Here is a 26,579-nt window from a genome sequence, read left to right on the forward strand (position 1 = left end):
AATGATTAAAAGACCACGCGGGACTAGCGATATTTATGGAAGAAGAATGGAAATCTTGAGTTATGTAACTGAAGTATTCCATGAAGTTTTAGAAAAAGCTAATTATCATGAAATTGTCACTCCAACTTTCGAAGCAAAAGAATTATTTGTCAGAAGTGTTGGTGAAACTTCTGATGTTGTTTCAAAAGAAATGTATGACTTTCAAGATAAAAAAGGTCGTGACCTTGTTTTAAGACCAGAAGGAACCGCTGGTGTTGTGCGTGCTTTAATTGAAAACAAACTTTATGTTTTAAACAACTTACCTTTAAAGCTTTTTTATCAAGAAAGCATGTATCGTTATGAACGTCCCCAAGCTGGAAGACAACGCCAATTTAACCAATTAGGTATTGAAACTTTTGGTGCTGATGATGTTAAACAAGATTTAGAAATCATTGTTGTAGCTATGGATATTTTAAAAGCATTACAACTTGATACTAGAGCAAACATTCACATTAACTATTTAGTTAATGGAGAAGAAAGGGTTAAATATACTGAAGCTTTAAGAACTTATTTGAAATCATTTAATGATTTATGTTCTGATTGTCAAATTCGTATTGAAAAAAACCCTTTAAGAGCTTTAGATTGTAAAATTGATGGTGCTAAATTTACTGATGCACCAGTTATGAGTGATTATTTAAAACCAGAAGACCAAACTCGTTTTGATGATTTAGTTGAATTACTAAAACAAATGGGATATCAAACTACAATTGATGCAAATTTAGTTCGTGGTTTAGATTATTACACTGGTTGTGTTTTTGAAATAAAATATGATAGTCAAATCAATAAAGACCAATTAACTTTAATTGGTGGGGGAAGATATAATAATTTAGTTCAAGAATTAGGTGGCCCAAGTACTCCAGCTGCTGGATTTGGATTAGGAATTGAACGTCTATTAGATATCTTAGAAAATGAAGAAATTAATTTACCAATTAATGGTGATTTAGATATTTATGTAATTGTTTTAACTTTTAATGATCAAGTTATGAAAGCTATTAATAATTTAAGACAAGAAGCTAATTTAAAAGTTGATTTCAATTTAATGAACAACACAATGAAATCAGGGTTCAAAGAAGCTGAAAAATACCGCGCTAAAGAAGTTATGATTCTTGGAGAAAAAGAATTACAAACTAATAAAGCAAAATTAAAGAACCAAACTTCAGGAGAAGAAGTTGAAGTTGATTTAAATGATTGATTATCAATCGCTAAAATAGTGGGAGAAAACAAATAATGATTAGAACAAATAATTGTGGTGACTTAACATTAGCTAATGTTGGAGAAAAAGTTACCTTGCAAGGATGAATTAAAAAAATAAGAAAATTAGGTGGATTAACTTTCATCGATTTAAGAGATATTCATGGAATTACGCAATTAGTAATCGATGAAAATCATGAAGCTTTAATTCAAGATTTGAAACCTGAATATGTAATTCAAGTTGAAGGAATCGTTAAAGAAAGAAAATCAAAAAACTTAAATATTCCAACCGGAGAAATTGAAGTTGAAGTTAATGATTTAAAAATCATTAACAAATCAGAAACAACACCTTTTGAAATTAAAGATGGAGTTGAAGCTTCAGAAGACACTCGTTTAAAATATCGTTACTTAGATTTACGTCGCCCTGAAATGCAACATAATTTAAAAACTCGTTCAAAAGTTAACAATATTATTCGTAATTACTTCAATGATAATGATTTTATTGAAGTTGAAACGCCAGTTTTTGCAAAATCTACTCCAGAAGGAGCTAGAGACTTTATTGTTCCTTCAAGATTAAACCCAGGTAAATTCTATGCTTTACCTCAATCACCACAATTGTTTAAACAATTATTAATGATTGCTGGATATGATAGATATTTCCAAATTGTTAAATGTTTTAGAGACGAAGATTTAAGAATCGATCGTCAACCAGAATTTACTCAATTAGATATGGAAATGAGTTTTGCTGATTCAAATGATGTTATGCAAATGACTGAAACTTTAATTAAACAAATCTTAAAAGAAATTAAAGGAATTGAAATTACTGAACCATTAGAAAGAATGCCTTATAAACAAGCAATTGATTTATATGGTTCAGATAAACCAGATTTAAGATTTGGTTTAGAAATTCATACTTTAAATGATATTTTCAAAAACTCTGAAAATAAATTAATGCAAAAATTAAATGATGAAAAAGCTTCAATTCGAGGAGTTGCTGTTGAAGAAATCCTAAGTAAGTCTCAATTAAAAGAAATTGATGAAATGGCTCGTCAATTCCATATTTCCGGAATTGCTTTTGCAAAATATGAAAACAAAGCTTGAAGTGGAAGTTTAGCTTCAACTATGAGTGATGAAGAAAAGAATGCTTTATTAAAAGAATTTAATATCCTAGTTGATGGAAAAGCAACTTTCTTAATTAATGGGGGAGAATACGATAAAATTTCTCAAACATTTGGAGCAATCCGTAACCAATTAGCAAAAATGTTTAATTTATACACAACTGATTACAAATTATTATGAATTGTTGACTTCCCATTATTCGAATGAAGTGAAGAAGAAAACCGTTATGTTGCATGTCACCACCCATTCACAATGCCAAAGGAAGAATCACTAAATGACTTTGATACTAATAAAAAAGAAGCTTTAGCTGATGCTTATGATATTGTTATGAATGGATTTGAAATTGGGGGAGGTTCTCGTCGTATTACTGATCCTCAATTACAAGAAAGAATGTTTAAAGCAATTGAATTAACCGATAAACAAGTTGAAGATAACTTTGGATGATTCGTTAACGCTTATAATTATGGTGCACCATACCACGCTGGTTTAGCACTAGGATTAGATAGAATTGTGATGTTATTAACTAATGCTGATTCAATTCGTGATGTGATTGCATTCCCTAAAAATGCTAGAGGAATTGATCCAATGACAAATGCACCAGATTCAGTTACAGATCAACAATTAAAAGAAGTTCACATTAAATTAGATTTAGAAAAATAAAAAACTTCTCAAGTTATTAAGCTTGAGAAGTTTTTCTTTTATTTATTATTTCCAAATTGTGATAAATCAATATTACAATGTCTGTTTGGATTCTTTTTTAAGAATTCTTGGTGATAGTTTTCTGCTGGGTAGAAGTTTACAAGTGGTTGAACTTGAACTACAACAGGTAATCTATATTGTGGTTGAACATATTTTTGAATATATTCGCTTGCGAATTCTAAATCTTTTTCATCAGTTGAATAAATACCAGTTCTATATTGAGTACCAGCATCAGGTCCTTGACGATTTAAAGTTGTTGGGTTAATCATTTTAAAGAAATTATCTAAGATTCCTTTTAAATCAATAATACTTTCATCATAAGTTACTTCAACAGTTTCAGCAGCACGAGTTAATCCAGTACATACTTCTTCATAACTTGGGTTATCAATAATTGATTGAGCATAACCAACAACTGTTTTAGTTACACCTTTTACTAAATCAAAGGCTGCTTGAGGTCCTCAAAAACATCCTCCGGCTAAATAAATTTTTTTCATTTTGCTTTCCTTCTTTCTTTTTTTGTTTAAAGATTAATTAACGTATTTTAAATAATCTCCATATCCTTCTTCTGCCATTTTATCTTTTGGGATAAATCTTAAAGCAGCAGAGTTAATACAGTAACGTAAACCACCTTTGTCTTGTGGTCCATCGTTAAATACATGTCCTAAGTGTGAGTCACTATCTTTTGAACGAGCTTCAATTCTGTTCATTCCGTGTGATAAATCTTGATTGTATTCAACTTCAGCTTGTGAAATTGGTTGAGTAAAACTAGGTCATCCACAACCAGAATCATATTTATCTGTTGAAGAGAATAAAGGTTCTCCTGTTAAGACATCAACATAAATTCCTTTTTCATGATTATCCCAGTATTTATTTCTAAATGCAGGTTCTGTAGCTGCATTTTGAGTTACTTCATATTCAAGTGGGTCTAGTTCACTTTTATTTAATTGTTTTCATTTTTTATCCATATAATTCACTTCCTTGAAAGTATTTTACTACTTTAAGGTTGAAAAACCTAACTAACTAAAAGAAAGTTTGAAAATAAAAAAGACATTTTAAAAATGTCTTTGAGATATTAATTATAATTACGAATACTGTTTACAAAGTTTTGTGAATAAAAGCTTAAATTTACTCAATAACTGTTGGCAAACAAGGTATTGAAATAGATTTCATTAAATTGTTCTTGTGAGATTTTTTTACTTCTAAAAGCTAAAGAAGCGAATTTGAAAAGGATTTTTAAACTTGGAATTGGATCAAAAACTTTATCATAATAAACTCGGTCGTTTTCAAAAACTTGTTCAACTTTACTTTTTAAATCAGGGTCATGTTCCATATTGTGTAGATACATTTTTTGAAAAGCTTGGTAAAGTTTAAGAATGGTTTTATTAACTAAACTAACTACTAATTTTTGACGATCTCAAATTTCTTTTTCATTAATTTCATTGAAATATTCATTGATGATTTCTAATAAAGAAACTAAAGCAGATTGTTCACCAAATTCATTTATCATTTTTCTGAATTTACGAATTACTTTCATATTTGCTTCCATGCCTTCTTCTTTAGCAACTAAAAGTTGGAAAGAAATATTAGCATTTCTAATAAAGGCATTATAGTCAATTTGATCTTTTGACTTCATTAAATTATTAGTAATTTTTGATTCTCAATTAAAACGTTTTAAATATTTCATTAAGTCTTTTTGGTTTTTAATAATTGCTTTATCAAATCAAGAATTTATATAATTTAAATTTTTAACATCAATTTCTTTTTGGTTTTGTTTAATAATTTCAATCACAATTAATCATTTCCCTTTTTTCTCGTTTGTTACTTTCAATTATAAAGAAAATCTTAATTAAAAACTTTGTTATAGCAAGAAGAATGTAGTTTTTAAAAAAGAAATAATAATAAGATATAATATAACTAACAAGGTGGTCAGATGAGAGATGACTATTTAAAGGAGCTTTAAAATGATGAACAACCCAAAAAAACAATTAGATAATGAATTCGAATTCTTTGAAAAAGGAATCGCCTTAGTAATCGCTAATTTAGATTATGCAGCAGAATTATTAGATAGTTTAAACTACAAAGACATTGAACATTTAGAAAAAATTATTGCCAACTATGAAGAAGTTGAAGATTACCATCAATGAGAAAAAGAAAACAAAAAATTATTAGATTTTACTAACAAAATTTTTAAAGATGAAGCATGACAAGGTGAATATGAATTATTTGCTTTATTAAATGAGCCAATCTTTTTAAACAAATACATGGATAACTTATTAGTTTCATCAGACTATCAAGATATCGGTGTTGACGTTGTTGTTAAACACCTAACTGATAACTTTAAAACAACAATTCAAAAAGTTTTAGATTATCCAAATATTGCTAACTACTTAAATGCTGAATCAATGAACGTTTTAAGAATCATTGAAAGAGATGAAAAAGTTAAAGATTGAGCAGAAGGATTAGGAATTGTAATGTTATTTGCAACTAATACTTTTAAAACTTTAACAGGAGCAGATTTAGATATCTATACTTTATTAGTTGAAGCTGACGCTTTATTGTCATACATTTATTTCTTAAATGATGATAGTGAAGATCTTGAAGACGAAGAATAATTTTTAAGGAAGGAATAAAATAATGGACGCTAAATATATCGCTTTGATTGTTGTAGTTGGTGTTTGACTTTTGTCCCTTCTTATTTTTGGAATTTTAGCTTTTAGCTTTAATGCTAAACATAAAGTCATGAGTTCTGATCGTGAAAAATACTTTCAAGAATTTGATGAATTAAAAGCTTTGAATCAAGATTTAATTCCCTTAGCTACTGATTTAAAATTACGCGATGGTGAAGAATTATTTGTGTATGAAAAAATGGTGAGATTGTACAATGATGGAATCGGTAAGAGTAAAAAACAGTCTCGCTTATATCGTAAATATAACCAAAATCCCGATCCTGATGAAGACGAAGATGATCGTCTTTGACAAACCGAAACCGGGATTTTGCGTTGAACTTATTCTTTAAAAAGCACCCGCCATAAATTTGAACAACCTGATATGAAAGGGCCTTTGATTGTTACTAATGAAAGAGTTCTTATTGTTGATGGTGGAAAAAATCTTTTAATCCCAATTGAGGATTTAATCAGAGTTTATCCTTCAATGATTCCTTTAGGAAAAGAATTCTATAGAGGGTTTATGATGACTACAAAGTTTGGTGTTTATGAAGTTGTAAATCAAAATATAGAAACTGTTGTTGTTTTACAAGAATTAATTGAAAGAGGAAAAGAAAATGAATAGTGGAATGATAATTTCTGGATTTGTTCTGGCTACAGTTGTAGCCATAATTGTTGGTCTATTTGTTTTTTCTACCTATAGAAGCATTAAACAAATTTATGCTTTTAAAAAACAAGGCTTACCAATCTTTGAAGATAAAAAAGTTTTTAAAACTTTATTAGCTTTATTAATCGTAATTTGTTTATTTTACATAGCAGCTTTAATTCTATTTATCGTTTATGAATGTATTAAAGACTCACATGAAGATGCTAGCAAAATTGTTGGCTATATCTTTGAATGTTTATTCTTAATTGAAATTGTTTTTGCAATTGCCTATATCTTAGTTTCACAAAAGCAAGCAAACGCGTTAATTATAGCAATTAAGAATAATACCTTAATTTCATCAAGTGATATTATTGATAGAAATTCAATTACAAAAATATCAGAATCAAACCATAGAAAATATCTTTATATTGATTATCGTGACAAAGAAATCACTGGTAATATTAAACGCATGAAAGTTATTTATTCATGACAATTAAAAGATTTTTTAAACGATAATGGTTTTTGAAAATAAAAAAGAAAGGAGATTTAAATAATGGAACAGAAAGTAAAATGATCAGAATTTATTAAATCTGCAGCTGGAATTGAAGGCTGAATTGATGATGATATTCCTGAGGTATTATTTGTAGGACGTTCAAATGTTGGGAAATCATCATTTATTAATGCTTTAACAAATAATAAAAAACTAGCAAAGATTTCTTCAACACCTGGGAAAACTAGACTATTAAATTTCTTTGATATTAATAAAGGATTATTTCGAATAGTTGATGCTCCTGGTTACGGTTATGCTAAAGTAAATGGTAAAATGAAAGAACAATTCTCTGATATGATGAACCAATATATGGAAACTAGACCTAATTTAAAATTGGTTGTGATGTTAGTAGATTTACGCCATAAACCAACCACTGATGATCTAGGAATGTATAAATATTTAAAATACTACCAGCTTCCAGTAGTTGTTGTTGGAACTAAATTAGATAAACTAAAACAAAACGAAATCAAGAAAAATGAAAAAATGATTCGTGACACTTTAGAATTAAAGCCAAGTGATGGTTTTATTAAAATTTCAAACACTGATAAAAGAAATGTGAATGAAGTTTATGATGAAATTTGTAAACGTTTGGAGGTTAACCCTGAAGTTTAGGGATTGAAAGGAAAGAAATGGATAATAATATTGATAATTGAGAATCCTTACCAACTCAGGAAGTTGAAAAGGATTTAGATACAAATATTGAAACTGGATTAACAGATAAACAAGTTGAAGCTCGTTTAAGTAAATATGGTAAGAACGTTCTTCCACAAGGAAAAGTTCGTCCTTGATACATCACTTTTTTACTAGCTTTAGTTGAACCTCTACAAATCATTTTAATGATTGCTGCTGTAATTTCAGTTTTAGCGCCAAGAATTGGTGATTGACATCAACCAGTTCATGCTAGTGACTTCATTGATTTTATTGTGATTATTGCAATCGTTGTAATTGATGCAGTTTTAGAAACTGTACAAACTGTAAAGGCGAGAAAATCAGTTGATAGTTTAAAAACATTGTCAAAACCACGGGCTGTTGTCATGCGCGATGGCAAGCAAATGGAAATCGATGCTGCAGATCTTGTACCTGGTGACATCGTTTTAATTGAAGCTGGAAGATTTATCCCAGCTGAATTAAGAATTTTAGAAAGTTCTGAATTCACAGTTGATGAATCAATCCTGACTGGAGAATCTTTACCAGTTAATAAAAACGCCAATCCAATTAAACCAACAACCATTCTAGCTGATAAAACAAATATTTGTTTTATGAATACTTTTGCTGTTAATGGTCGTGCTGTTGGAGTTGTGATTAAAACTGGTGAAGAAACTGAAATTGGTAAGATTGCTGCAACTATTAATGCAAATACTGATACCAAAACCCCTTTAGAAAAGAAATTAACAAAATTCAGTTACTGAATTTCTGTTTTTGCAGTTTTAATTGCTGTTGTAATCTTCGTTTCTCTATACTTTACTGGAGAAAAAAACGCATGAAGTAACTATCTAATGGTTGCGATTACTTTAGCAATCGGAGTTATTCCAGAATCACTTGCAGCTGTTGTTTCAATTACACTTTCATTTTCAACTAAACGTTTAGCTGAAGAAAACGTGATTGTTAAAAAACTAGCAAGCGTGGAAACTTTAGGTTCAGTTAACGTTATTTGTACAGATAAAACTGGAACCTTAACTCAAAATAGAATGACTGTTCAAAAAGTTATCACAGATAATAAAGTTGTTGATGCTAAAGAATATGTAAACTTGGCTAATAACTTTGAAAAAGATATCTTCAAAAAACTTCTATTACTACCAAATGATGCAGTAACTGAAGGCGAAGAAAGAATCGGAGATCCAACTGAATTAGCATTAGTTGATTTTGCTGAAAAGATGGGCGCTGATGAACAAGAATATCGTAAGAAATTCAAACGTATTGATGAGCTACCTTTTGATAGTGAAAGAAAATTAATGACTACAGTTAACAAAGATGGAAAAAATAATATCATTTGTGTTAAAGGTGCTATTGATGAATTATTAAAAGTTTGTGACCGTATTTTATTAGATAATAAAGTTCAACATTTAGATGAAAAAATGAAAAAAGAAATCCTAAAAGAAAGTGGTTCACTTTCTAAAAACGCACTTCGTGTTTTAGGATTTGCTTATTCAGACGAACAAAAGAAAAAAGATTATGAAAAGAACTTAATTTTCGTTGGTGCCGTTGGAATGATTGATCCGGTTCGTGATTCTGCTGTTAAAGCTGTTAAAGAAGCACACGATGCTGGAATTAGAGTTGTTATGATCACAGGAGATCACCCGACAACTGCTTTAGCAATCGCTAAAGACTTGGACATTGCTTATACAGAATATGAAGTAATGACTAGTGCTACTTTAGAAAAATTAAATGACCAACAATTATTACGTGTCATTGATAATATTAAAGTTTTTGCTCGTGTTAACCCTGAACATAAAGTTCGTATTGTCCAAGCTTTACAAGCTAAAGGAAATATTACTTCTATGACTGGAGATGGAGTTAACGATGCTCCAAGTTTAAGCATTGCTGATATTGGAGTTGCCATGGGGATTACTGGAACTGATGTTGCTAAACAAGCGGCCGACGTAATCTTAACTGATGACAACTTCTTAACAATGATGAAAGGGGTTAATGAAGGAAGAAACGTATGACAAAAAATTCGTCGTACAATTGTTTTCCTTCTAGGAATTAATATTGCTAACGTTTTAGGAATTTTAATTATTTCCTTAATTAACCATACTTCACCATTAGAAGCTACTGACATTTTATGAATCAACTTAGTTGTTGAATCATTATTAGCTATTTCAATGGGAATGGGTCCAAATGATGATTCTTTAATGTCACTTCCGCCAATTAAAGGAAACAATGGTTTATTAAAAGGACTACTATGACCAATTATTAAAATCTCAACTATTCTTGCTGGATGTTTAATTGGTGCTTTCTATGTTGGAATGTTAGCAACTCCTGATAATTTATTAACTATTAATAAAGATCAATTCGTTGCTGGTTCAACAATTCTTGGAGATGGTCCTTCTCATCAATTTGATTCATGAAAAGAATTATTAAAATGTAACGAATTTATCCGTAACAGTGATGCAAAAATTAATGCAATTGTTTATGGCCGTACTGCAATGTTTATCGTTGCTACTTTATCACCAGCAATCATTGCTCACATCATTCGTTTATCAAACTGAAAATCATACAAACGTGTTGAATTTTCAATTAATAAATCATTATTAGTTGCTTCAATCATTGCTGTTGTTTTAAACACTTTAATCTTATTTATTCCTGGATTAAATGATACTGTGTTTAGTTTAGTTGGAGATAAAAGTTGAACATCAAGCAATTGTTGAGTTATCTTTATGGCTATCGGATTTGCATTTGCAGCTCCAGCCTTAATCTTATTAACAGACGCAATTGTGTTCTTCGGATACCACTATGCTATTAACCCTTGAGAACGTAACCGTAAAATGGTAAGTGATCTTGTTAGAAAAGATCAAGCTCAAGAAAAAGCTGCTAAAAAGAAAAATAAACAAAAAAGAACAATATAGTTCAAAAATAGTTCAAAAGAAACCATCTCTTGCTTACGAGAGGGTTTCTTTTTTAGTATAATTATTTAATACGTAAAAAGACTTTTCATAGTCCGAAAAATCAACAAAATTTATTAACAGAAAGGGGATATAAATGGATAATAACGGACAAACAACCACTCTAGATGAATTAGAAGGCCTTTCAAATGATGCTTCTAATAATAAAGATGATAAAAGCACTGATAACTTTGACAAACAATCTTCTTTATTTACTAAACGTGAGTGAATTATGCGTTATGCAACACCTTTTAAGGCTTTAATGTTTATGGCTGGGCCAATGGTTATCATTCAATTGGTTAACTCATTATACGGAATCGTTGATAAACAATTAGCTTTAAATTTCGCTGTTGATAATGTTTTATCAATGGTTATAGATGGCAAAATTACTGGTTATCTACATAATAATTTATCTGGTACAACACCAATATCGATTGATCATACTTCCATTGGAAGTATTGGAAATTGAAATGATAATGGATTATTATTTGCGAAGCAGCTAATTAATGTTTCAACTCAATATTCAAATACGATTATTACTTTATTATCTGCTTTATCATTATTAACAGCTGTTGGAACCTCAATTCAATGAGGTCAAGCAATGGGTGCTCGTGATAAACAAAGAATGGATAGTGTTTTAGTAAACGGATTAATCCAAACTTTAATTATTAGTGCGGCTGGTATTCTAGTTCTACACTTTGTAGCGCCATACATTATTACAGCTCAAGCTAATATTTCTTATAGTATGCATGATACTTCATTAATCTTCATGCTATCAAACAGTTATACTCAAATGTTTATTTGAGGATTTCCATTATTAGCTTTATCTGCATTCCTATCAACATTATTAAGAACTGAAGGAAAAGTGTGATGAGTAATCGGAATTAACTTAGCTTCAGTTATCTTAAACGTTGTTTTTGGAGAAATTTTCATGAACGCAGCTGCACCTGATAAGAAAATGCAAGCAGCCGTTTATGGATCATTCTTAGCATGATCATTTGCTATTATTGCCATTTTAATGGTTATTTGTTTTTCTAAAAACACCTTATTAAGACCAAACTTTAAACACGTTCAATTGAAATTAAAAACTGCAGGACAAATTTGATTAAATGGTTTATCACCATTCTTAGCAAACTTTATCTTCGCTGTTTCTAACTTTGTAACTACATTACTAATTACAACAGCACATAATGGACCAGAAATTCGTGATGCAATTGTTGTTACTTATGAAGGTGGGGTTACTGATACAACTTATATTTCACCAACATTAAGAGTTATGTCATCTGCGTTCCCATGAATGAACATCTTATACGCACCAATTATCGGAATGATGGAAGGGGCTAATGCCAACTATTCATACTGTAAAGGTGCTCAAAAACGATACAGATTAGTTCAAATTTGAAGAATCCACGTTTTAATGAGTATTGTTTGAGGAGTCTTCTGCTTAATCTTAATTGCTGTCGCAGGAGGCCCTATGATGAGAGCCTTTGATGGGCCAGCAGAATTAAAATGATGGTTTATGGCATATGTTTGTGGAATTGTCTTTGCGGCAATTTCTTATAGTGCTTTATCCTTATTCCAAGGAACAGGTCATCCAATTGATGCAACAATTACAGCGGTATTCCGTTCATTAATTTTTGGTGTTGGATTTATTGTAATTGGTTGAGCTATCGCTAGAAAAACACCTGATGGAACTGGCGATTGAGCAATCTTCTTATTAAACGGATTAAGTGAAATTCCAGCTACAATGGTTGCTTTCTTCTTCCTATACAGATTAGCTAAAAAAGAAATCGCAAGATATGCAATTAACGATTTACCTGATGATTTCAAATCACCAACTCTTCAAGATGCAGCTCAAAACGAAGTTACAATGTCTACTCAAGCTTCTATTAAAAACCTAAATCGTTGATTAAAAGGTAAAAACGACAAGTTAGACAAAGAAACTAAAGAAATTGAAGAACAAAAATCTGAATTGATTGCTTGAAAAAATAAAGAATTACAAACTGCAAGTCAACAAACTAATCCAAAAGAAGCTGAAAAAGCTGTATTAGATAGTTATGAAATCAAACTTGATGATATTAAAGCGAAAACTGAAAAAGTTAATGAAAAACATAAAGTTCTTCTTGCAAAATATGATTTAAATAAAGAACAAATCTATTACAAAGAAAAAATTAAACGTATTAAAGTTGCTGAAAAATACAAATTTGATGTGTTTACTTTTGGAATCTCCCCAAGAGATACAGCAATTAAATTACTAGATCAAAAAGAAATGAAAGAAATTTATAAGATTACAGTAAGTATTAATATTGCTACAAAAGAAGATGATATTAAAGAAACTGTTAAAGCTTACAATATTCGTCGTCAAAACCTTCAAGAAAAAATGGACAAACATGATGCTAAATACGAAAAAATCGTTAGTGGAGAAAAGAAATTAACTCCATGAGAAGTATTATTTTCTCCAATTGAACCTCAACCTTTATGAGCACTTCCAGCTAACAAAGAAGCGGAAGTTAAAAAGAAACGTTGAAAACAAATTAAAAGAACTGATAAAAAAGTCGATTAAAAAAGATTCAAGAATTACTCTTGAATCTTTTTTTGTTAAGCTTCGAAGTAGGGTGTTGCTAATAGAGAAAGAACTTGGTTCTTTTGATCTATTTTTTTAATTCTACTTACGTTGTTTGAGTTACGGATTGTTTTTTTAATATACAATCTGTTTTGTTTATTACGTTTTGTTGTAATTTGTTTTAAATATTGGAAGCGTTTTGTATTATTTGAATTAAATACTACCAATAGTTCTTTAACAATTTTAATTTGGATTTTGTTATATAAATCAATTTGTTCTTTTGATTTATTTTCTGATGAGTTGTCGAAAATAAGTACATCAGGATTTAATTCTAAATCTGATGAAACTTGTTTTCATGAAAAGTCTTCAGCATTGTAATCAATTTTATCAATATAGTTAACTTTAGAAATTCCGTTCATTTTAACTCATTCATCAAAGTGACGGAAGTCTTTTCCGTTTTTTAAAGAACGGTTGATGAATTGCATTAAGATAGGAACAATTAAAGCTGGAACTAAAATTGAAATTGCTAATAAGATAGGCATTGCATCTTTATAATAAGTTAAGTTATCAGATCCAGTTAGCATAGTCATATCAGCTCCATAGAATAAGAAGAAATCGATGGTACAAATAATTAAGGCAAAAACTAACATTGCGTCATTTACATAAGTTACTTCATGTAAGCGACGGATAGTTTTTCCAGAATAATAATATGCATCATCATATTCATAACTTGTAACTCCTCTATGGAAAAGGATGAAGTAAATTCCAAAAGATCAACACATAACTATGATGGTAACAACTAAGTTAATTCATAGTTTTTCTGGTTTTCTATTTAAAATTAGTAACGGAATTTCTCCAATAGTTACAAGTGTAATTACAATTAAAGACGTAACTGCAAATCAGTAAAGTCAACTATGAACAACTTTTAATTTTGAAAAGTCATTTGATATATCATCTGGTGATTTTATTTGATCTTTACTATCAGAATCTATCTTATCCAACTCTTCGAGGATTTCACGATTCATTTTTGGTTTGTCTCCTTTTTTCAGTACCTTCTAATTTTACTAAAAATAAGAAGTAATGTTAGGGTTATAAACAAATTGGTTTATGAAGAATAAAAAAAAGAACCTGATACTTATCAGGTTCAGACACTTATTATAATACAGTTGATGTATTTTCTCATTTGCTATAGAAAGTGTATGCAATGATAACAAAGATTCCTGGAATCAATGCTAAAAAGATTAAAGAACAAATTCCTAATCCTAAACATTTTTGAGGCATTGCAGCTTTTCTTTTATTGTTAATAGCAATTGTCATTGGAATCATTCAGCACATTGGAATAATTGCAAATGCTCCAATTACTGTAGCAACTACTGCAAAAGCATAGGCAATTGTCATCATTGTTCTATAATTGTTTGCAGCATTTTGTTTAGCGTTATACATTTATATTTCTCCTTATTTATAAACAATATTTTTATTTTAAATGAAAAACCCATCTACAAGTTAAAAAACTTATAGAGGGTTAAAAAAACTTTATTAATCTTTTGATTCTATATCAACATTCACTTGACTAAAATTTCCAAAGTCAGGTGGAGCTGTTTGTCATTTATTGTAGTAAGTGTGAGCAATAGTTACAAAAATACCTGAAACTAATCCTAAGAAAATAATAGAACAAATTCCTAAAGCAAGACACTTGCTAGGTTCACTAGCTCTTCTTTTATTATTCATTCTTAATGTCATTGGGATCGCTCAAGCGAACGGAATAATGGCACAAACCATTAAAATAATTCCATCCTCAGTGTAGTAATATCCTCCTAAAGTTTGAAATAAGAAACTTAAGAATAATAATCCACAACCAACACAAGCTACAATTGCAAAAGCATAACCAATTGTCATCATAGTTTTATAACTGTTTGCATAATCTCTTTTTGTTTGCATGTTTTGATACCTCCATGTAAGCAACCATATGATTTTAAAGTAAAAAAATAGTAATTTGGGAAAACAAATTACTATTTTTAATTTAAGTTTTTTATTAAGCTTGTAAAGCTCTATTGAATCTTCTAAAGTTTGTGTGAGCAACTCAAGCACAAACTGCAGCAGGGAAGCTTAAGAAGAAGAAAGCACATGTACCTCAACCAGCACAACGAGTGATGTCAGTTGAATAAGTTTTTTTCTTCATTCTAATTGTCATTGGAATCATTCAACACATTGGAATGATTAAGATTGAAAATAAAATAGTCCCTAAAATTGCAAAAACATAAGCCATACTAATCATTGTTCTATAATTGTTTAAATAATTTTTAGCAGCAAATTTTTGGTTATCCATAATTTATTAACTCCCTTCTATAGAAATAATATGTGGTAGTAGATAAATCTTTAAAAGTAAAAACCACTTATCTATATTTTAACGATAAACATTAATTAATTGTTATAAAGGAAGTCATTTCTAATTAAATTACTTAGTTTTTACTTGCTATAGTCATAATTCATTCTTTCTACAGGCTATATAGGAATATGACTATAGCAATTATTGATTGATAAACTAATTTTCTTTTCTGAATAGGGAATGATACTTATAAAGTTTTGAAAAATATTGTAAAATCATATCATTGAAAGAAAACTTAAAGGGAGATAAATTTTAATGGCTAAAACTGATGAATTAAGTAAAAAATACAATCATGATGAAGTTGAAAACGGAAGATATGATTGATGAGTTGAAAATGGTTATTTTAAAGCTAATCCAAAAAGCAATAAACCTAAATTTTCAATCGTTTTACCACCACCAAATGTAACTGGTAAATTACATTTAGGTCACGCTTGAGATGGAAGTTTACAAGATGCATTAATTCGTTTTAAAAAGCTAAGTGGATATGAAACTATTTACTTACCTGGAATGGATCATGCAGGAATTTCAATGCAATCTAAAGTTGAAGAACGTTTGAGAAATAATGGAATTAATCGTTTTGATTTAGGTCGCGAAGGTTTCTTAGAATGAGCTTGAGATTGAAAAAAAGAATATGCTGAAACCATTCGTCAACAATGAAAAACCATCGGTTTATCATTAGACTATAGCCAAGAAAAATTTACTTTAGATGAAGATATTAACCATTTAGTTAATTGAGTTTTTGTAAATATGTACAACAAAGGTTTAATTTACAAAGGAAAACAAATTGTAAACTGAGACCCACAACAAAAAACTGCCATTTCTAATGTGGAAGTTATTTATAAAGACACACCGGGAAAAATGTATTACTTTAAATACAGATTTAAAGATAATAAAGATAAGTATTTAGAAGTTGCTACAACAAGACCAGAAACTATGTTTGCTGATCAATGTATCGTAGTTAACCCAAATGATGAACGTTATAACAAATACATTGGTAAAGAAGTTATTAACCCTGTTAATGGAGAAACTTTACCAATCATTGGGGATGATTATGTTGAAATAGACTTTGGAACTGGAGTTATGAAAGCAACTCCAGCTCATGATATTAATGACTTTGAAATCGCAAAACGCCACAACTTAGCAATGCCAATTTGTTTAAACGAAGATGGAACTGTTAATGAAATGGGTGGAAATGAATATGAAGGTCTAGATAGATTTGCTGCTAGAGATAAGATTGTTGAAAATCTTAAAAAAGCTGATGACTTAATTAAAATTGAAGATATTGACCATCAAGTTGGATATTCTGAAAGATCTGATGCAATTGTTGAACCTTACTTATCAACTCAATGATTTGTAAAGATGCAACCATTAGCAAAAATGATTTTAGATTTACAAGCTTCTGATGATGCTATTAAATTTTTCCCAGAACGTTTTAATGAAGTCTTAAAAAAATGAATGGAAAACATTCATGACTGAACTATTTCTCGTCAATTATGATGAGGGCACAGAATTCCTGTTTGATATCATAATGAAACTGATGAAATGTATGTTGGTGTTAACCCGCCAAAAGATACAGAAAATTGAACTCAAGACCCAGATGTTCTTGATACTTGATTCTCATCAGGATTATGACCAATGGCTACATTAGGGTGAAATCCTGATGCTCAAGAACAAAACGAATACTTTCAAGCCTTTTTCCCAACTTCTGTTTTAGTAACTGGATATGACATTATTTTCTTCTGAGTTGCTCGTATGATTTTCCAAAGCCTAGAAGCTGTTGATGAAAAACCATTTGACGATGTTTTAATCCATGGTTTAGTTCGTGACTCTGAAGGTCGTAAAATGTCTAAATCTTTAGGAAATGGAATTGATCCTATGGATGTAATTCATGAATATGGGGCTGATGCTTTAAGATTCTTCTTAACAACTAACTCAACTCCAGGACAAGACATTAAATATAGCGAAGAAAAAGTTCGTAATGCTTGAAACTTTATTAATAAACTTTGAAATGCTTCAAGATTCGTTTTAATGAATCTTGGTGATGATTTCAAACCAATGAACATTGATGAAATTACAAATAATGCTAATTTATCAGATGCAAATAAATGAATTTTAAGTGAATTAACTTCATTAAAAGAAGTTATTATTCCAAACATTGAAAAATACGAATTTGGAATTGTTGGAAGAGAACTATATAGCTTTGTTTGAGATAAATATTGTTCATGATTCATTGAACTTTCAAAAGTTGAATTAAACAATGGGGATAGTGATACTAAACAAGTTCTATTCTATGTTTTAAAAGAAATCTTAATCTTATTACATCCATTTATTCCGTTTGTAACAGAAGAAATCTATGGAAAATTAGGATTGAAAAAATCAATTCTTGAAGAAACAATTGATACTACTAAACATGAATTTGAATCAGATTACATTAATTATGTAATTGAAATGATTACTGCTTTGCGTGACTTTAGAGCTTCAAATGATATTAAAAAAGATGTTCATTTAGATGCTAAATTATCTAATTTAACTTCTGAACAAGAACAATTAATTAATAACCATTTAGCTTTAATAAATGATTATTTAGAAAACTTTGTTAATACTAAAGTTGATAACAACTTAGATTTAACTAATAAAAAAATCACTTCAATTCCAGTAGATACTTTCTTTATTGAAATTGATAATGCCACATTCTTTGATTTTGAAAAACAATTAGAAGAATTAGAAGCGAAAAGAGCTGAACTAAAACAAGAACTAGATCGTTCTGAAAAGATGTTAGCGAACGAAAACTTTGTAAAAAGAGCTGCACCTGAAAAAGTTCAACAAGAAAAAGATAAATATCAAAACTACCAAGAACAATTCAAAAACTTGGAATTAAAAATAAATGAACTAAAAAGCGAAAAAAACTAAGACTTTTTTCTTACTCTTATTGAAGGAGAGTTTAGAAAATGAAAAAACGTCTTAGTTTTTCTTTTGTCTTAATTTTGATAATTAGCTTATGAAGTCTAATTATCTTTTTAAGCATCCCTAAATTAGAATATGATTTAAAGTTTAGAAACATCGAATTATATAAAGATAAATATCTTCTTTATCCTAATAAAGTTAACTTTAAACCAAATAAAATTAGTGATTTTGAAAAGCATTATCACATTAGTATATATAACTTTTATTATCATTTGGATCAAAGTTATTTTGAAATTGAAGGTCAAACTATATGATTAAGATTAGTTTAAAACCTTCAACTTATTTTCTGATCTACTTTGCTTTTACAACAATTTGTTGTTTATTATCAACAAACAAATGATATTTCTTATTGGTTGGAATGCTTGTTTCAATCATTTTCACCGTTTTTAAATGAAAAGAAAGACTATTACCTTTTATCTTCACTCTCTTAATCTTTATAAGTTTTTTAATAGGTTTCTTCTTAACTGAAAAATTTATGACAAACATTAACTTTCAATCAGAAACTTTTAGGATTCAAGAATTAAAACCAAGTTATTTAATTTTAAGAAAAGGCTTTCATAAATATTATTTAAGTCGTTTTGAATTGCCAAATGACAATGTTGTTTTAAATCAGAAGCTAATTATTTCTGGAACTTTTGAAAAACTTAATTTAAAAAGTAATTATTATGAATTTGATTTTCAAAAGTTCTTAAATCAAAAACAGGTCTATCAAGAATTAAAACTATCAACTATTTTTTATCAAAATAAAGGTTGGTTATCTCAACTTAATTTGTTTTATCAACGTTTCTTAAACAATGATTTAGCTCAAGTGTTTCTTTTAAACAACCGTGATAAAACAATTGAATTAAATGAAAGTATTAATAGTTTAGGTATTGGTTATTTATTAAACTTTAGTGGAATACCGATCTTTTTATTAAGTTATTTATTTAAAAGATTGATGAAAAGATTTAATGTAAATAAAATCGGAATCAATATTTATTGTTTAAGTTTAGATTTATTCTTATTATTCTTTGCTTTCACTTTAAATTTTCCGTTTATTTTAACAAGAGTTGGTTTAACTTTATTAGTTAAAAATATTCTTAGTTTTTGAAGAACAAAAACAAGTAATCTAGCGATATGAGTAATTGTTTATTCTTGTTTAATTAGTTTAGATAATAGTTTAATTCAAACTAAAATATTTTTATATTATTTAGCAGCTTTAATCTTTTTAAAATACAATCCGCTTAAAAGCTTTTGAAAACAAATTATCTTTAACTTAATTATTTGTAATTTAAGTTTTGGAGTTGTAAATATGATTGTCGATTATCGTTTTTATTATTTAAACGAAGTTTTTGATTTGTTATTTGCTCCAATTTTAGGAATCTTAAATATCTTTGTTTTACTAAGTTTCTGAATTCCTAAAATTGTTGTTGTTTATAATTTTATTGATCAAATTTTAGTTAATCAGTTTATCTTTTTAAAACCAGTTAATATTTTTTATGCTTGTGGCTTTATCCCATTATATTGATACTTATTTTATTTTAGTTTATTAAAGGTCTTTTTAATAAACCAACAACATGAAATCTTAAAATGAAGTATTTTTAGTTTATTAATTATTAGTATTATTTGATTATTCGTTTATAAATTAATTTTCTTTAAAGAGGGAATGGAATTATTAAATGTTGGAAATGGACAATCTTTAATTTTTAAACAAAGAAAAAAGATTGTTTTATTTGATGTTGGAGTTGGACCTGGTCAATCAAAAAACATTCTTCCTAGTTATTTAAATTATTATGGAATCCAGAAAATTGATTGTATCTTTATTTCCCACTTTCATGATGATCATTACAATCAATTTGATAATTTAATTAAAAACAATATCAAAATTAAAGAAGTTGTTACTAGAGAAAATGCAAAAGAAGCATATCGTTTTTCAAACGCGATAATTAGTATTTTTAATAGAAACCAGTTAAATAAGAATGAAAATAATAATAGTTTAGTTTATTTAGTTAACTTTAATCACAATAATTTCTTAATTATGTCAGATTTAGAACAAGATCAAGAACAAGTTCTTTTAAATGACTCACAATTTGTTTTAAGTATTAATGCAAATCCGATTGATTATATGCTGTTAGGACATCATGGAAGTAAAACTAGTAGTTCTTATGAGTTATTATCTTTTATAAAACCAAAAATAGTTTTTATATCTGGAGAAAATCGTGGGATGAGAAAATTTCCAAACGAAGAAACAATTAAAACGTTAAATGATTTACATATTCCATATAAAATTACTAATAATCAAACAAATTATTTCTTTAAATAAAAAAAGTAACTAATTTCTTAGTTACTTTTACAAAATATATATATTTGCAGGATTTGTCTTAAGCAGCCATTAAGCGAGATTTTTCTCTTGCTACTTTATTAGGTTTAAATACACCTTTTGATTGTGATTTATCTAATAAACGTACAGCTTCGTTGATTAATTCAACTTTGTTTGCTGCGTCTTCTGCTTTAGCGATTTTAGCTTTTTTAACAGCTTTTCTCACTTCAGATTTTAACGCTTTGTTAGCCATACGAGATTTTTCGTTAGTTAAAACACGTTTCTTTTGTGATTTGATATTTGCCATAAATTCAACTCCTTACAAATTGTTTCTTTGCCAATACTTCTAAATTATAGCAAAAAATACTTATAAAAGAATTAAGTTAATTATTGTCATAATTTTAATTAAAAAGAAATATCATAAACCAAATTGATAGGTTTAATTTTATGGTGAATGTTATCTAGTATAATTAAAATTAGAAAAAGGGTTATAAGGGAGTTTGATTAGTTTTGTATTTAGTTTATAGTGTTGATACTTTCCTAATTAAAAAACAAGTTAATAAAATTGTTAAAAAAGAATTAGAACAAAACAGTGAAACTGAAATTCATGAATATTCTTGATTAGATTCTAACCTTAACTTAGTTTTACAAGATGTTAGAACTAGAACTATCTTTGATGATCCTAAAATTATTATTTTAAATGACTGTTATTTCTTAACTGATAAGAAATTATCAGAAAAAGAAAAGAAACAAAAAGACTATAACAACCAAATGTTAGAAATCTTAAATACTAATAATGAAAATTTAACCATTATCTTTACTGTTTGTTATGAAAAACTTTCCAAAAAAGCTAAGATTTCTAAAGAATTTCAAGATAAATGTAAAGTTATTGAAATTCCAGAACTAACTGATAAGCAAATTTTTGAATATGTTGAAAAGAAATTTCAAAGTAGCGGAAAAGAAATTTCAAATAAAGATATTAATTACTTCTTATCTCAAATCCCAAATGATTTAGTTGTGATTAATAATGAAATTCAAAAGTTATCTGCTTTAAATAATGAAAAAATCACTAGAAAAGTGATTGATGATAACTTAACAAGATATGCTGAAGTTGATATTTTTAAACTAAGTGATTATTTTATTAATGATGAAGTTTCAAACTTTATTCATGAATTTAAAAATTATATTGATTTAAATAATGACTTTATTAACTTAATTTATCTTTTAGCAAGTAATATTTCTTTCACTCGTGATTGTTTAATCTTAAAAAAACAACATAAGAGTGAGAAAGAAATCGCCGAATTATTAAAAGCTCATCCATATCGAGTAAAAATGGTTTTACAAAAGAATAATAAACTCGATATTGAAGCATTAAATGATAAAATATTAATACTTTATAATTTAAATAATTTACTAGTTAACGGACAACTTAATTCCGAAATTATTTCAGAAATAGAGTTATTAAAAACAATGAAAGGAGTGAAGTAATGGATTCACAAAAAGTTTATCACAGTATTGTTGAACTACTTTATAACGTAGTTAAAAACGACAAACTAAAATATTGAATTTTAAGAGACTTAGAGTATCGTCAACAAGCAGTTACTTTAGTAAATGATTTAATCACTTTAGAAAAAGAACATGATGCTAAATATAAAGATGAACAATGATCAACTACTTTTGCTAAAGCAATCGTGATTATCACTGATACAAAACTACGTTTTGAGAGATTAAATGATCGTTCTGTTGAAAAAATGTATCAAGATTATTCTGATTTCATCGCTTACTCAAATAAAAATTTTGACACTAATAGATTAGAATTAGAACACAATAATCTTCCCTTTACTTCAGAAACAGTTCTTCTAGATGCTAGAATTACTCCACAAAAAGTGGCGCATTATGACGAAGAAGAGCTTAAGAAAAAAGAAGCTAAATTAAAAGAAGAAGAATCTCGTAAAAAAACAGAAGAATATAATCAACAACAATGAGGAGCAGCTGGAGCTGGTGCTAATGCTGGACAAACTCAAGCAGACCAACAAGCTTATAATCAAGCTGAAAATATGTTTGAGAGTGTGATGCAAAATATGCCTCAACCTCCAACTCAAGACCCAAGATTTTATCCTTACAAAACTAAACCCAAATGAATGCCTACATTCAAAATCGTTTTAGGAGTAATTGTGATTATTTCAGCAATTATCTTAATTGCTGCAAATGCTTGAGCAAGCGCTACAACATTTACTTTAAGTGATTCTTTAGATAAAATTGGTAATGCTCAATTACAAGAAGCAATGATGAAATGACACTTGAACGATGTTCAAAATGGACAAATAGTTCAAGGAACAAAAACGATAGCAGATATAAATAATGTAAAATTTCACCTTGATACAACTCAAGGAACAGGATTTATGATGGTATTTACATATATTTTATATGCAATTCCTGCGATTTATCTAGGATTCATATGCTTTAGTAAACCAAAAAACACAATCCAAAAATACAGAGTTGGTTATGGTGCATTAATCTTTACAATTATTTTCTTTGCAATAACAATTGTTCAAATTTATCACTATGCAAATCCACATGAACTACAATCTACATGAGACAAATTCTTTAATAAGTATTTTGATAAGTCAGATGGTTATAGTACAACTTTAGTCAACGAATGATGAAACGGAATGGAAGATGTTTATCCAGTTAAAGGAATTTGTGCCTTTATGGATGTAGCGCTAGCATTCTTATCATTAACTATTGTTATGTGTTTAGTTACTTGTTTCTTAAACCCAAAACAAGATCGCCAAAAAATTGCTTTAGCAAACGCTGAATACCAAAGAGCAGTTATGGCAGCTTACCAAGGTCACAAATACAATATGAGTCCAGAATTATTCGACGATGAAGATGGAGCGGTTTTAAGACCAAAATCTAAATTCTCATTATGACTGGAATCAAAATTTAAGAAAAAACCAAAAACACCAAAAGAAGACAATTCAAAATCTGATAATGATTCAGATGATAAAAAAGACAAAAATAAATAATGTTAGAATATAAAAGTACAAAAAATGTACTTTTATTTTTTATTGTAAAAGGGGAAGGTTAAGAAAAAATGAGTTATTATCAAAGAAATAGTTTTCACTTCACCGATCATGGATTACAACGATGTCGTGAACGTCTTAACCTTCAAGGAAAAGACGAATGAGAAGTTAGAGATGAAGTTAATCGATTAATGAAAGAATCAGTTCATAGCTTTGAAACTAAAAAAGACTTATATGTTTCAGTTGGTAAATCAAGAACAAAGTATTTTGTTATTAATAAAGCAGGGCAATGCATAATAACAGTTACTAATGTTTCTGCTGAAAAACAACTTTCTTTAATGAAACACAATTATTAGAAAGCATTGGTTCTTTAGAAATGATTATTGGAATTTTTGGCAATATTGGTTCTGGGAAATCAACTGTTGCTAAATATATAGCAAATAATTACAACTTTAGTTATTTAAACCTAGATGAAGTAGCTAAAGTTGTTATGTCAAATAACATTGATTTACAATATGATTTATTTAAATTAAAACAAGACGGAATTGACGTCTTAGATAACAATAATGAAATTGATCATGAAAAAATGACTGAAGTTATTTTTACTTCTCAAAAGAAGAACAAAAAGGTTTCTCAAGTCATTTGAAAATACTTAAAAAAAGAAGTAAATCAAGTTTTAAAAATACTTAGTGAAGCTAATGTTAATGTGGTTGTTGAAGGCGCTTGTCTTCCATCAATCGGAATTAAATCAATTGATGTTCAACTATATTTAGCAAACCCTGAAATTGATTCTTTCTTATATTCAAATAAATGAAAAAGAAAAATTGCTAAAGAAAAAAACAAAACTTTAAAAGAGATTAACAAAGTTATTTCAATCCAAAATAACTATAACCTTCATCAAAGAATCGATTATGTTTTAGAAAACGATCCTTTAACAATGAATGTTGAAGTTTTAAACAATAAAGTAAATGAATTTATGAAATTAATTATCAAATAATAAACTTTTTTAGAAAAGGAATTGATAATTTAAATGGATATTTTAGAAATATTTAAAAGGTCACTGAGAAAACCAAATACTATTCAACCAAATGAGAGTGTTTTTGAAAACGCACCAAAGAAGAGAAATATTAACTGTTTAACTTCTTTTAAAAAGGAATGCAAGATTGATCTTCATGATTTGCATCCCATCATCGTTAAAACAAAAATTATGGTTGAAGAGAATCATGATTTAAAGGATTTTTATATTGAAACAAAACGGTTTTTAAACTATATTGATGAAGAAATTCAATGATATCAAAATCATTACCAAATAGATTTTTTAAATCATAATTCTTTTAGAGCGGTTAACCTATTTACTAATATTGTTGATTTTTATGACAAACTAGCTTTTTTATATGATGCAACAAAAGAAGGAATTGGGTTAGAAAATAAAATTAATGATGATCAATCATTAACTAAAGAACAGGCAAAAGCAATGTGAGAGAAGTTGTTTTTTTCTGATTTAAAAACTCATACCTTTGTTGTAACTATTTTAAGTGATGTTGAAGAAAACTTTGATAAATGTAACTTCTATCGTTATTATTTAAAAGAAAAAAGAAATTTCTTTGTTCATGAACCAAGTATTTTTACTTATAAAGAAAATGAATACCAACAAAAAGAATATCATTTGATATATGAAGCTTGTTTAAAAAATACTGGAAGCGGAGTTGCAAATACTTTAAGAGATAATGTCTATTTTGCGACTTTATATTTAATCCTATTAATTCAATTTTTAGGATTTAAAACAAAAGATTTAAAAGAAAATAACCCTGATTCTATTTTCTTTAATTAGAAAGAAGAGATTAATATGAAAAAAATGTCAGAATTTGAAAAAGAACTTCATGATTTAAACCAATCTTTATATCCTAAAATTGATTTCTTCTCTGATAAGGTAGTTGCTTATCCTGCAGCTGTGAAAGAACAATTTCAAGAAAAATTAAAAAAGATTGATGATTTTTGTGAAGCAAATGATTATTTCATTGGAGAATTTATTAATTTAGAAGAATGTGGTACTTGTAAAGTTTGTTTAGAACAAAACATTGGTACTAAAAACTTAGAATTTATCAACCTTGATACGTGCCAAGAAGGTTATTATGGAGTTGATGGTTTTGAGTTTATTAATTGTGGACAAAAATACTCTCGTGTTTTTGAAAATAAAGAATCAACAGGTCCAGTTTTAGCAAGTGATACTAAAAGAGGAATTTATATTGCTGATGGTTTTTTAAATTATGTTTGTATTTCACAATTATTCTTAAAAGAAAATCGAGATAAATTATCTGATATCTTAAGTGAAATGATTCAAAAAAATGATTGAACTTCAGAAGATGATTTACAAAACAATTGAACTGAAATTAATAACCAAATTAAACAATATTTCATCAATGGTCAAGAAAGTAAAATTTATGATCAACGCCAAGATGGTAATACTGGCATTAGAAGCAAATTCTATTAATTAACTAGCAAATTAATGCTAGTTTTTTTATTTATAATAAAATTATTAAATTTTTTTCTTGAAATTAATAGTCTTTTTTTAAGAATGTCTTATAATGAAAATTAACCGGTAACGGTAAATGGAGATGACAAAATGAAAAGAAAGGAAAAAATTCGCCTTGTTAATAAGATTATTAACAAACAAGAAGAATTAAATCACCTTATCCATCAACTAGAAGCAGAATGACCCACTCTACTTTCAGAAATGGATGAAGGAATTCGCCTTGGCGTGATAGAACCTGATGATGATTATTACATCCGAAGACAATATCGTAAAGGTAGAACGCAATAAAAAAATAGATA

Annotated in this window: 25 protein-coding genes; 17 read left to right on the top strand and 8 right to left on the bottom strand. The window is 28.2% G+C overall.

Annotated features, from left to right (window positions below; genetic code table 4):
* Position 1: 1 nt before the first annotated feature.
* Both hisS and aspS read left to right on the top strand, forming a co-directional pair.
* Complete coding sequence (hisS, locus tag CP520_RS01145; protein ID WP_096862651.1) at positions 2-1,267, top strand: histidine--tRNA ligase; 1,266 nt, start codon at positions 2-4, stop codon at positions 1,265-1,267.
* The gene (gene aspS, locus CP520_RS01150; protein WP_096862652.1) at positions 1,267-3,009 is read left to right on the top strand and encodes an aspartate--tRNA ligase; all 1,743 of its coding nucleotides are present in this window, start codon (positions 1,267-1,269) and stop codon (positions 3,007-3,009) included. The genes hisS and aspS overlap by 1 nt, the downstream gene beginning before the upstream one ends.
* Positions 3,010-3,047: 38 nt before the next feature.
* On the opposite strand, the gene msrA is transcribed toward aspS, so the two are convergent.
* The 3 genes from msrA to CP520_RS01165 form a co-directional block, all read right to left on the bottom strand.
* Complete coding sequence (gene msrA, locus CP520_RS01155) at positions 3,048-3,542, bottom strand: peptide-methionine (S)-S-oxide reductase MsrA (protein ID WP_096862653.1); 495 nt, start codon at positions 3,540-3,542, stop codon at positions 3,048-3,050.
* Positions 3,543-3,575: 33 nt separating this feature from the next.
* Entirely contained in the window at positions 3,576-4,013 is a 438-nt protein-coding gene (gene msrB / locus CP520_RS01160; protein ID WP_096862654.1) for a peptide-methionine (R)-S-oxide reductase MsrB, read from the bottom strand.
* 107 nt (positions 4,014-4,120) lie between these two features.
* Positions 4,121-4,837 (bottom strand): hypothetical protein, encoded by a 717-nt coding sequence (locus tag CP520_RS01165; RefSeq protein ID WP_096862655.1) that lies wholly within the window; start codon positions 4,835-4,837, stop codon positions 4,121-4,123.
* A gap of 172 nt (positions 4,838-5,009) precedes the next feature.
* On the opposite strand from CP520_RS01165, the gene CP520_RS01170 reads away from it, so the two are divergent.
* From CP520_RS01170 to CP520_RS01195, 6 genes are all read left to right on the top strand, one after another.
* Positions 5,010-5,660: a hypothetical protein gene (locus CP520_RS01170; RefSeq protein WP_096862656.1), complete on the top strand. Its 651-nt coding sequence runs from the start codon at positions 5,010-5,012 to the stop codon at positions 5,658-5,660.
* 22 nt (positions 5,661-5,682) lie between these two features.
* A complete protein-coding gene (locus tag CP520_RS01175; RefSeq protein WP_096862657.1) occupies positions 5,683-6,336 on the top strand; it encodes a hypothetical protein in 654 nt (217 codons plus the stop codon).
* The gene (locus CP520_RS01180; protein ID WP_096862658.1) at positions 6,329-6,889 is read left to right on the top strand and encodes a hypothetical protein; all 561 of its coding nucleotides are present in this window, start codon (positions 6,329-6,331) and stop codon (positions 6,887-6,889) included. The genes CP520_RS01175 and CP520_RS01180 overlap by 8 nt, the downstream gene beginning before the upstream one ends.
* A 21-nt stretch (positions 6,890-6,910) precedes the next feature.
* Positions 6,911-7,519, top strand: coding sequence for a ribosome biogenesis GTP-binding protein YihA/YsxC (gene yihA, locus CP520_RS01185; RefSeq protein WP_096862659.1), 609 nt, complete (start codon positions 6,911-6,913; stop codon positions 7,517-7,519).
* A 29-nt stretch (positions 7,520-7,548) separates the two neighbouring features.
* Positions 7,549-10,473: a cation-translocating P-type ATPase gene (locus CP520_RS01190; RefSeq protein WP_444849122.1), complete on the top strand. Its 2,925-nt coding sequence runs from the start codon at positions 7,549-7,551 to the stop codon at positions 10,471-10,473.
* A gap of 133 nt (positions 10,474-10,606) precedes the next feature.
* Entirely contained in the window at positions 10,607-13,072 is a 2,466-nt protein-coding gene (locus CP520_RS01195; RefSeq protein ID WP_096862661.1) for an MATE family efflux transporter, read from the top strand.
* A 35-nt stretch (positions 13,073-13,107) separates the two neighbouring features.
* On the opposite strand, the gene CP520_RS01200 is transcribed toward CP520_RS01195, so the two are convergent.
* The 4 genes from CP520_RS01200 to CP520_RS01215 form a co-directional block, all read right to left on the bottom strand.
* Positions 13,108-14,097 carry a hypothetical protein gene (locus tag CP520_RS01200; protein WP_096862662.1) on the bottom strand — a complete coding sequence of 330 codons (990 nt, stop codon included), beginning with the start codon at positions 14,095-14,097 and terminating at the stop codon, positions 13,108-13,110.
* Between the two features lie 130 nt (positions 14,098-14,227).
* Entirely contained in the window at positions 14,228-14,515 is a 288-nt protein-coding gene (locus CP520_RS01205; RefSeq protein ID WP_096862663.1) for a hypothetical protein, read from the bottom strand.
* Positions 14,516-14,608: 93 nt separating this feature from the next.
* Positions 14,609-15,010, bottom strand: coding sequence for a hypothetical protein (locus CP520_RS01210; RefSeq protein WP_096862664.1), 402 nt, complete (start codon positions 15,008-15,010; stop codon positions 14,609-14,611).
* A gap of 94 nt (positions 15,011-15,104) precedes the next feature.
* Complete coding sequence (locus tag CP520_RS01215) at positions 15,105-15,398, bottom strand: hypothetical protein (protein ID WP_096862665.1); 294 nt, start codon at positions 15,396-15,398, stop codon at positions 15,105-15,107.
* Between the two features lie 315 nt (positions 15,399-15,713).
* Here CP520_RS01215 and CP520_RS01220 point away from each other — a divergent pair, with 315 nt between their 5' ends.
* Together CP520_RS01220 and CP520_RS01225 are read left to right on the top strand one after the other, a co-directional pair.
* A complete protein-coding gene (locus tag CP520_RS01220) occupies positions 15,714-18,368 on the top strand; it encodes a valine--tRNA ligase (RefSeq protein WP_096862666.1) in 2,655 nt (884 codons plus the stop codon).
* A 304-nt stretch (positions 18,369-18,672) separates the two neighbouring features.
* A complete protein-coding gene (locus CP520_RS01225; RefSeq protein WP_096862667.1) occupies positions 18,673-20,724 on the top strand; it encodes a ComEC/Rec2 family competence protein in 2,052 nt (683 codons plus the stop codon).
* A gap of 58 nt (positions 20,725-20,782) precedes the next feature.
* On the opposite strand, the gene rpsT is transcribed toward CP520_RS01225, so the two are convergent.
* The gene (gene rpsT / locus CP520_RS01230; protein ID WP_096862668.1) at positions 20,783-21,028 is read right to left on the bottom strand and encodes a 30S ribosomal protein S20; all 246 of its coding nucleotides are present in this window, start codon (positions 21,026-21,028) and stop codon (positions 20,783-20,785) included.
* A 203-nt stretch (positions 21,029-21,231) separates the two neighbouring features.
* Between rpsT and holA the strand changes: the two genes are divergently transcribed.
* The 7 genes from holA (at position 21,232) to CP520_RS01265 (ending at position 26,568) form a co-directional block, all read left to right on the top strand.
* Positions 21,232-22,209, top strand: a complete 978-nt coding sequence (holA, locus tag CP520_RS01235; RefSeq protein ID WP_157755771.1) for a DNA polymerase III subunit delta — start codon at positions 21,232-21,234, stop codon at positions 22,207-22,209.
* Entirely contained in the window at positions 22,209-23,750 is a 1,542-nt protein-coding gene (locus CP520_RS01240; protein WP_096862670.1) for a hypothetical protein, read from the top strand. The genes holA and CP520_RS01240 overlap by 1 nt, the downstream gene beginning before the upstream one ends.
* Before the next feature lie 68 nt (positions 23,751-23,818).
* The gene (locus CP520_RS01245; RefSeq protein WP_096862671.1) at positions 23,819-24,103 is read left to right on the top strand and encodes a hypothetical protein; all 285 of its coding nucleotides are present in this window, start codon (positions 23,819-23,821) and stop codon (positions 24,101-24,103) included.
* A gap of 20 nt (positions 24,104-24,123) precedes the next feature.
* On the top strand, positions 24,124-24,744 hold the full coding sequence (locus tag CP520_RS01250) for a dephospho-CoA kinase (protein ID WP_096862672.1): 621 nt from the start codon (positions 24,124-24,126) through the stop codon (positions 24,742-24,744).
* A gap of 33 nt (positions 24,745-24,777) precedes the next feature.
* Positions 24,778-25,578, top strand: coding sequence for a hypothetical protein (locus tag CP520_RS01255; protein ID WP_096862673.1), 801 nt, complete (start codon positions 24,778-24,780; stop codon positions 25,576-25,578).
* Between the two features lie 15 nt (positions 25,579-25,593).
* Positions 25,594-26,238, top strand: coding sequence for a hypothetical protein (locus CP520_RS01260; RefSeq protein WP_096862674.1), 645 nt, complete (start codon positions 25,594-25,596; stop codon positions 26,236-26,238).
* A gap of 132 nt (positions 26,239-26,370) precedes the next feature.
* Complete coding sequence (locus tag CP520_RS01265; RefSeq protein ID WP_096862675.1) at positions 26,371-26,568, top strand: hypothetical protein; 198 nt, start codon at positions 26,371-26,373, stop codon at positions 26,566-26,568.
* Positions 26,569-26,579 lie beyond the last annotated feature (11 nt).

This window comes from Mesoplasma lactucae ATCC 49193, assembly GCF_002441935.1.
GTDB lineage: Bacteria > Bacillota_I > Bacilli_A > Mycoplasmatales > Mycoplasmataceae > Edwardiiplasma > Edwardiiplasma lactucae.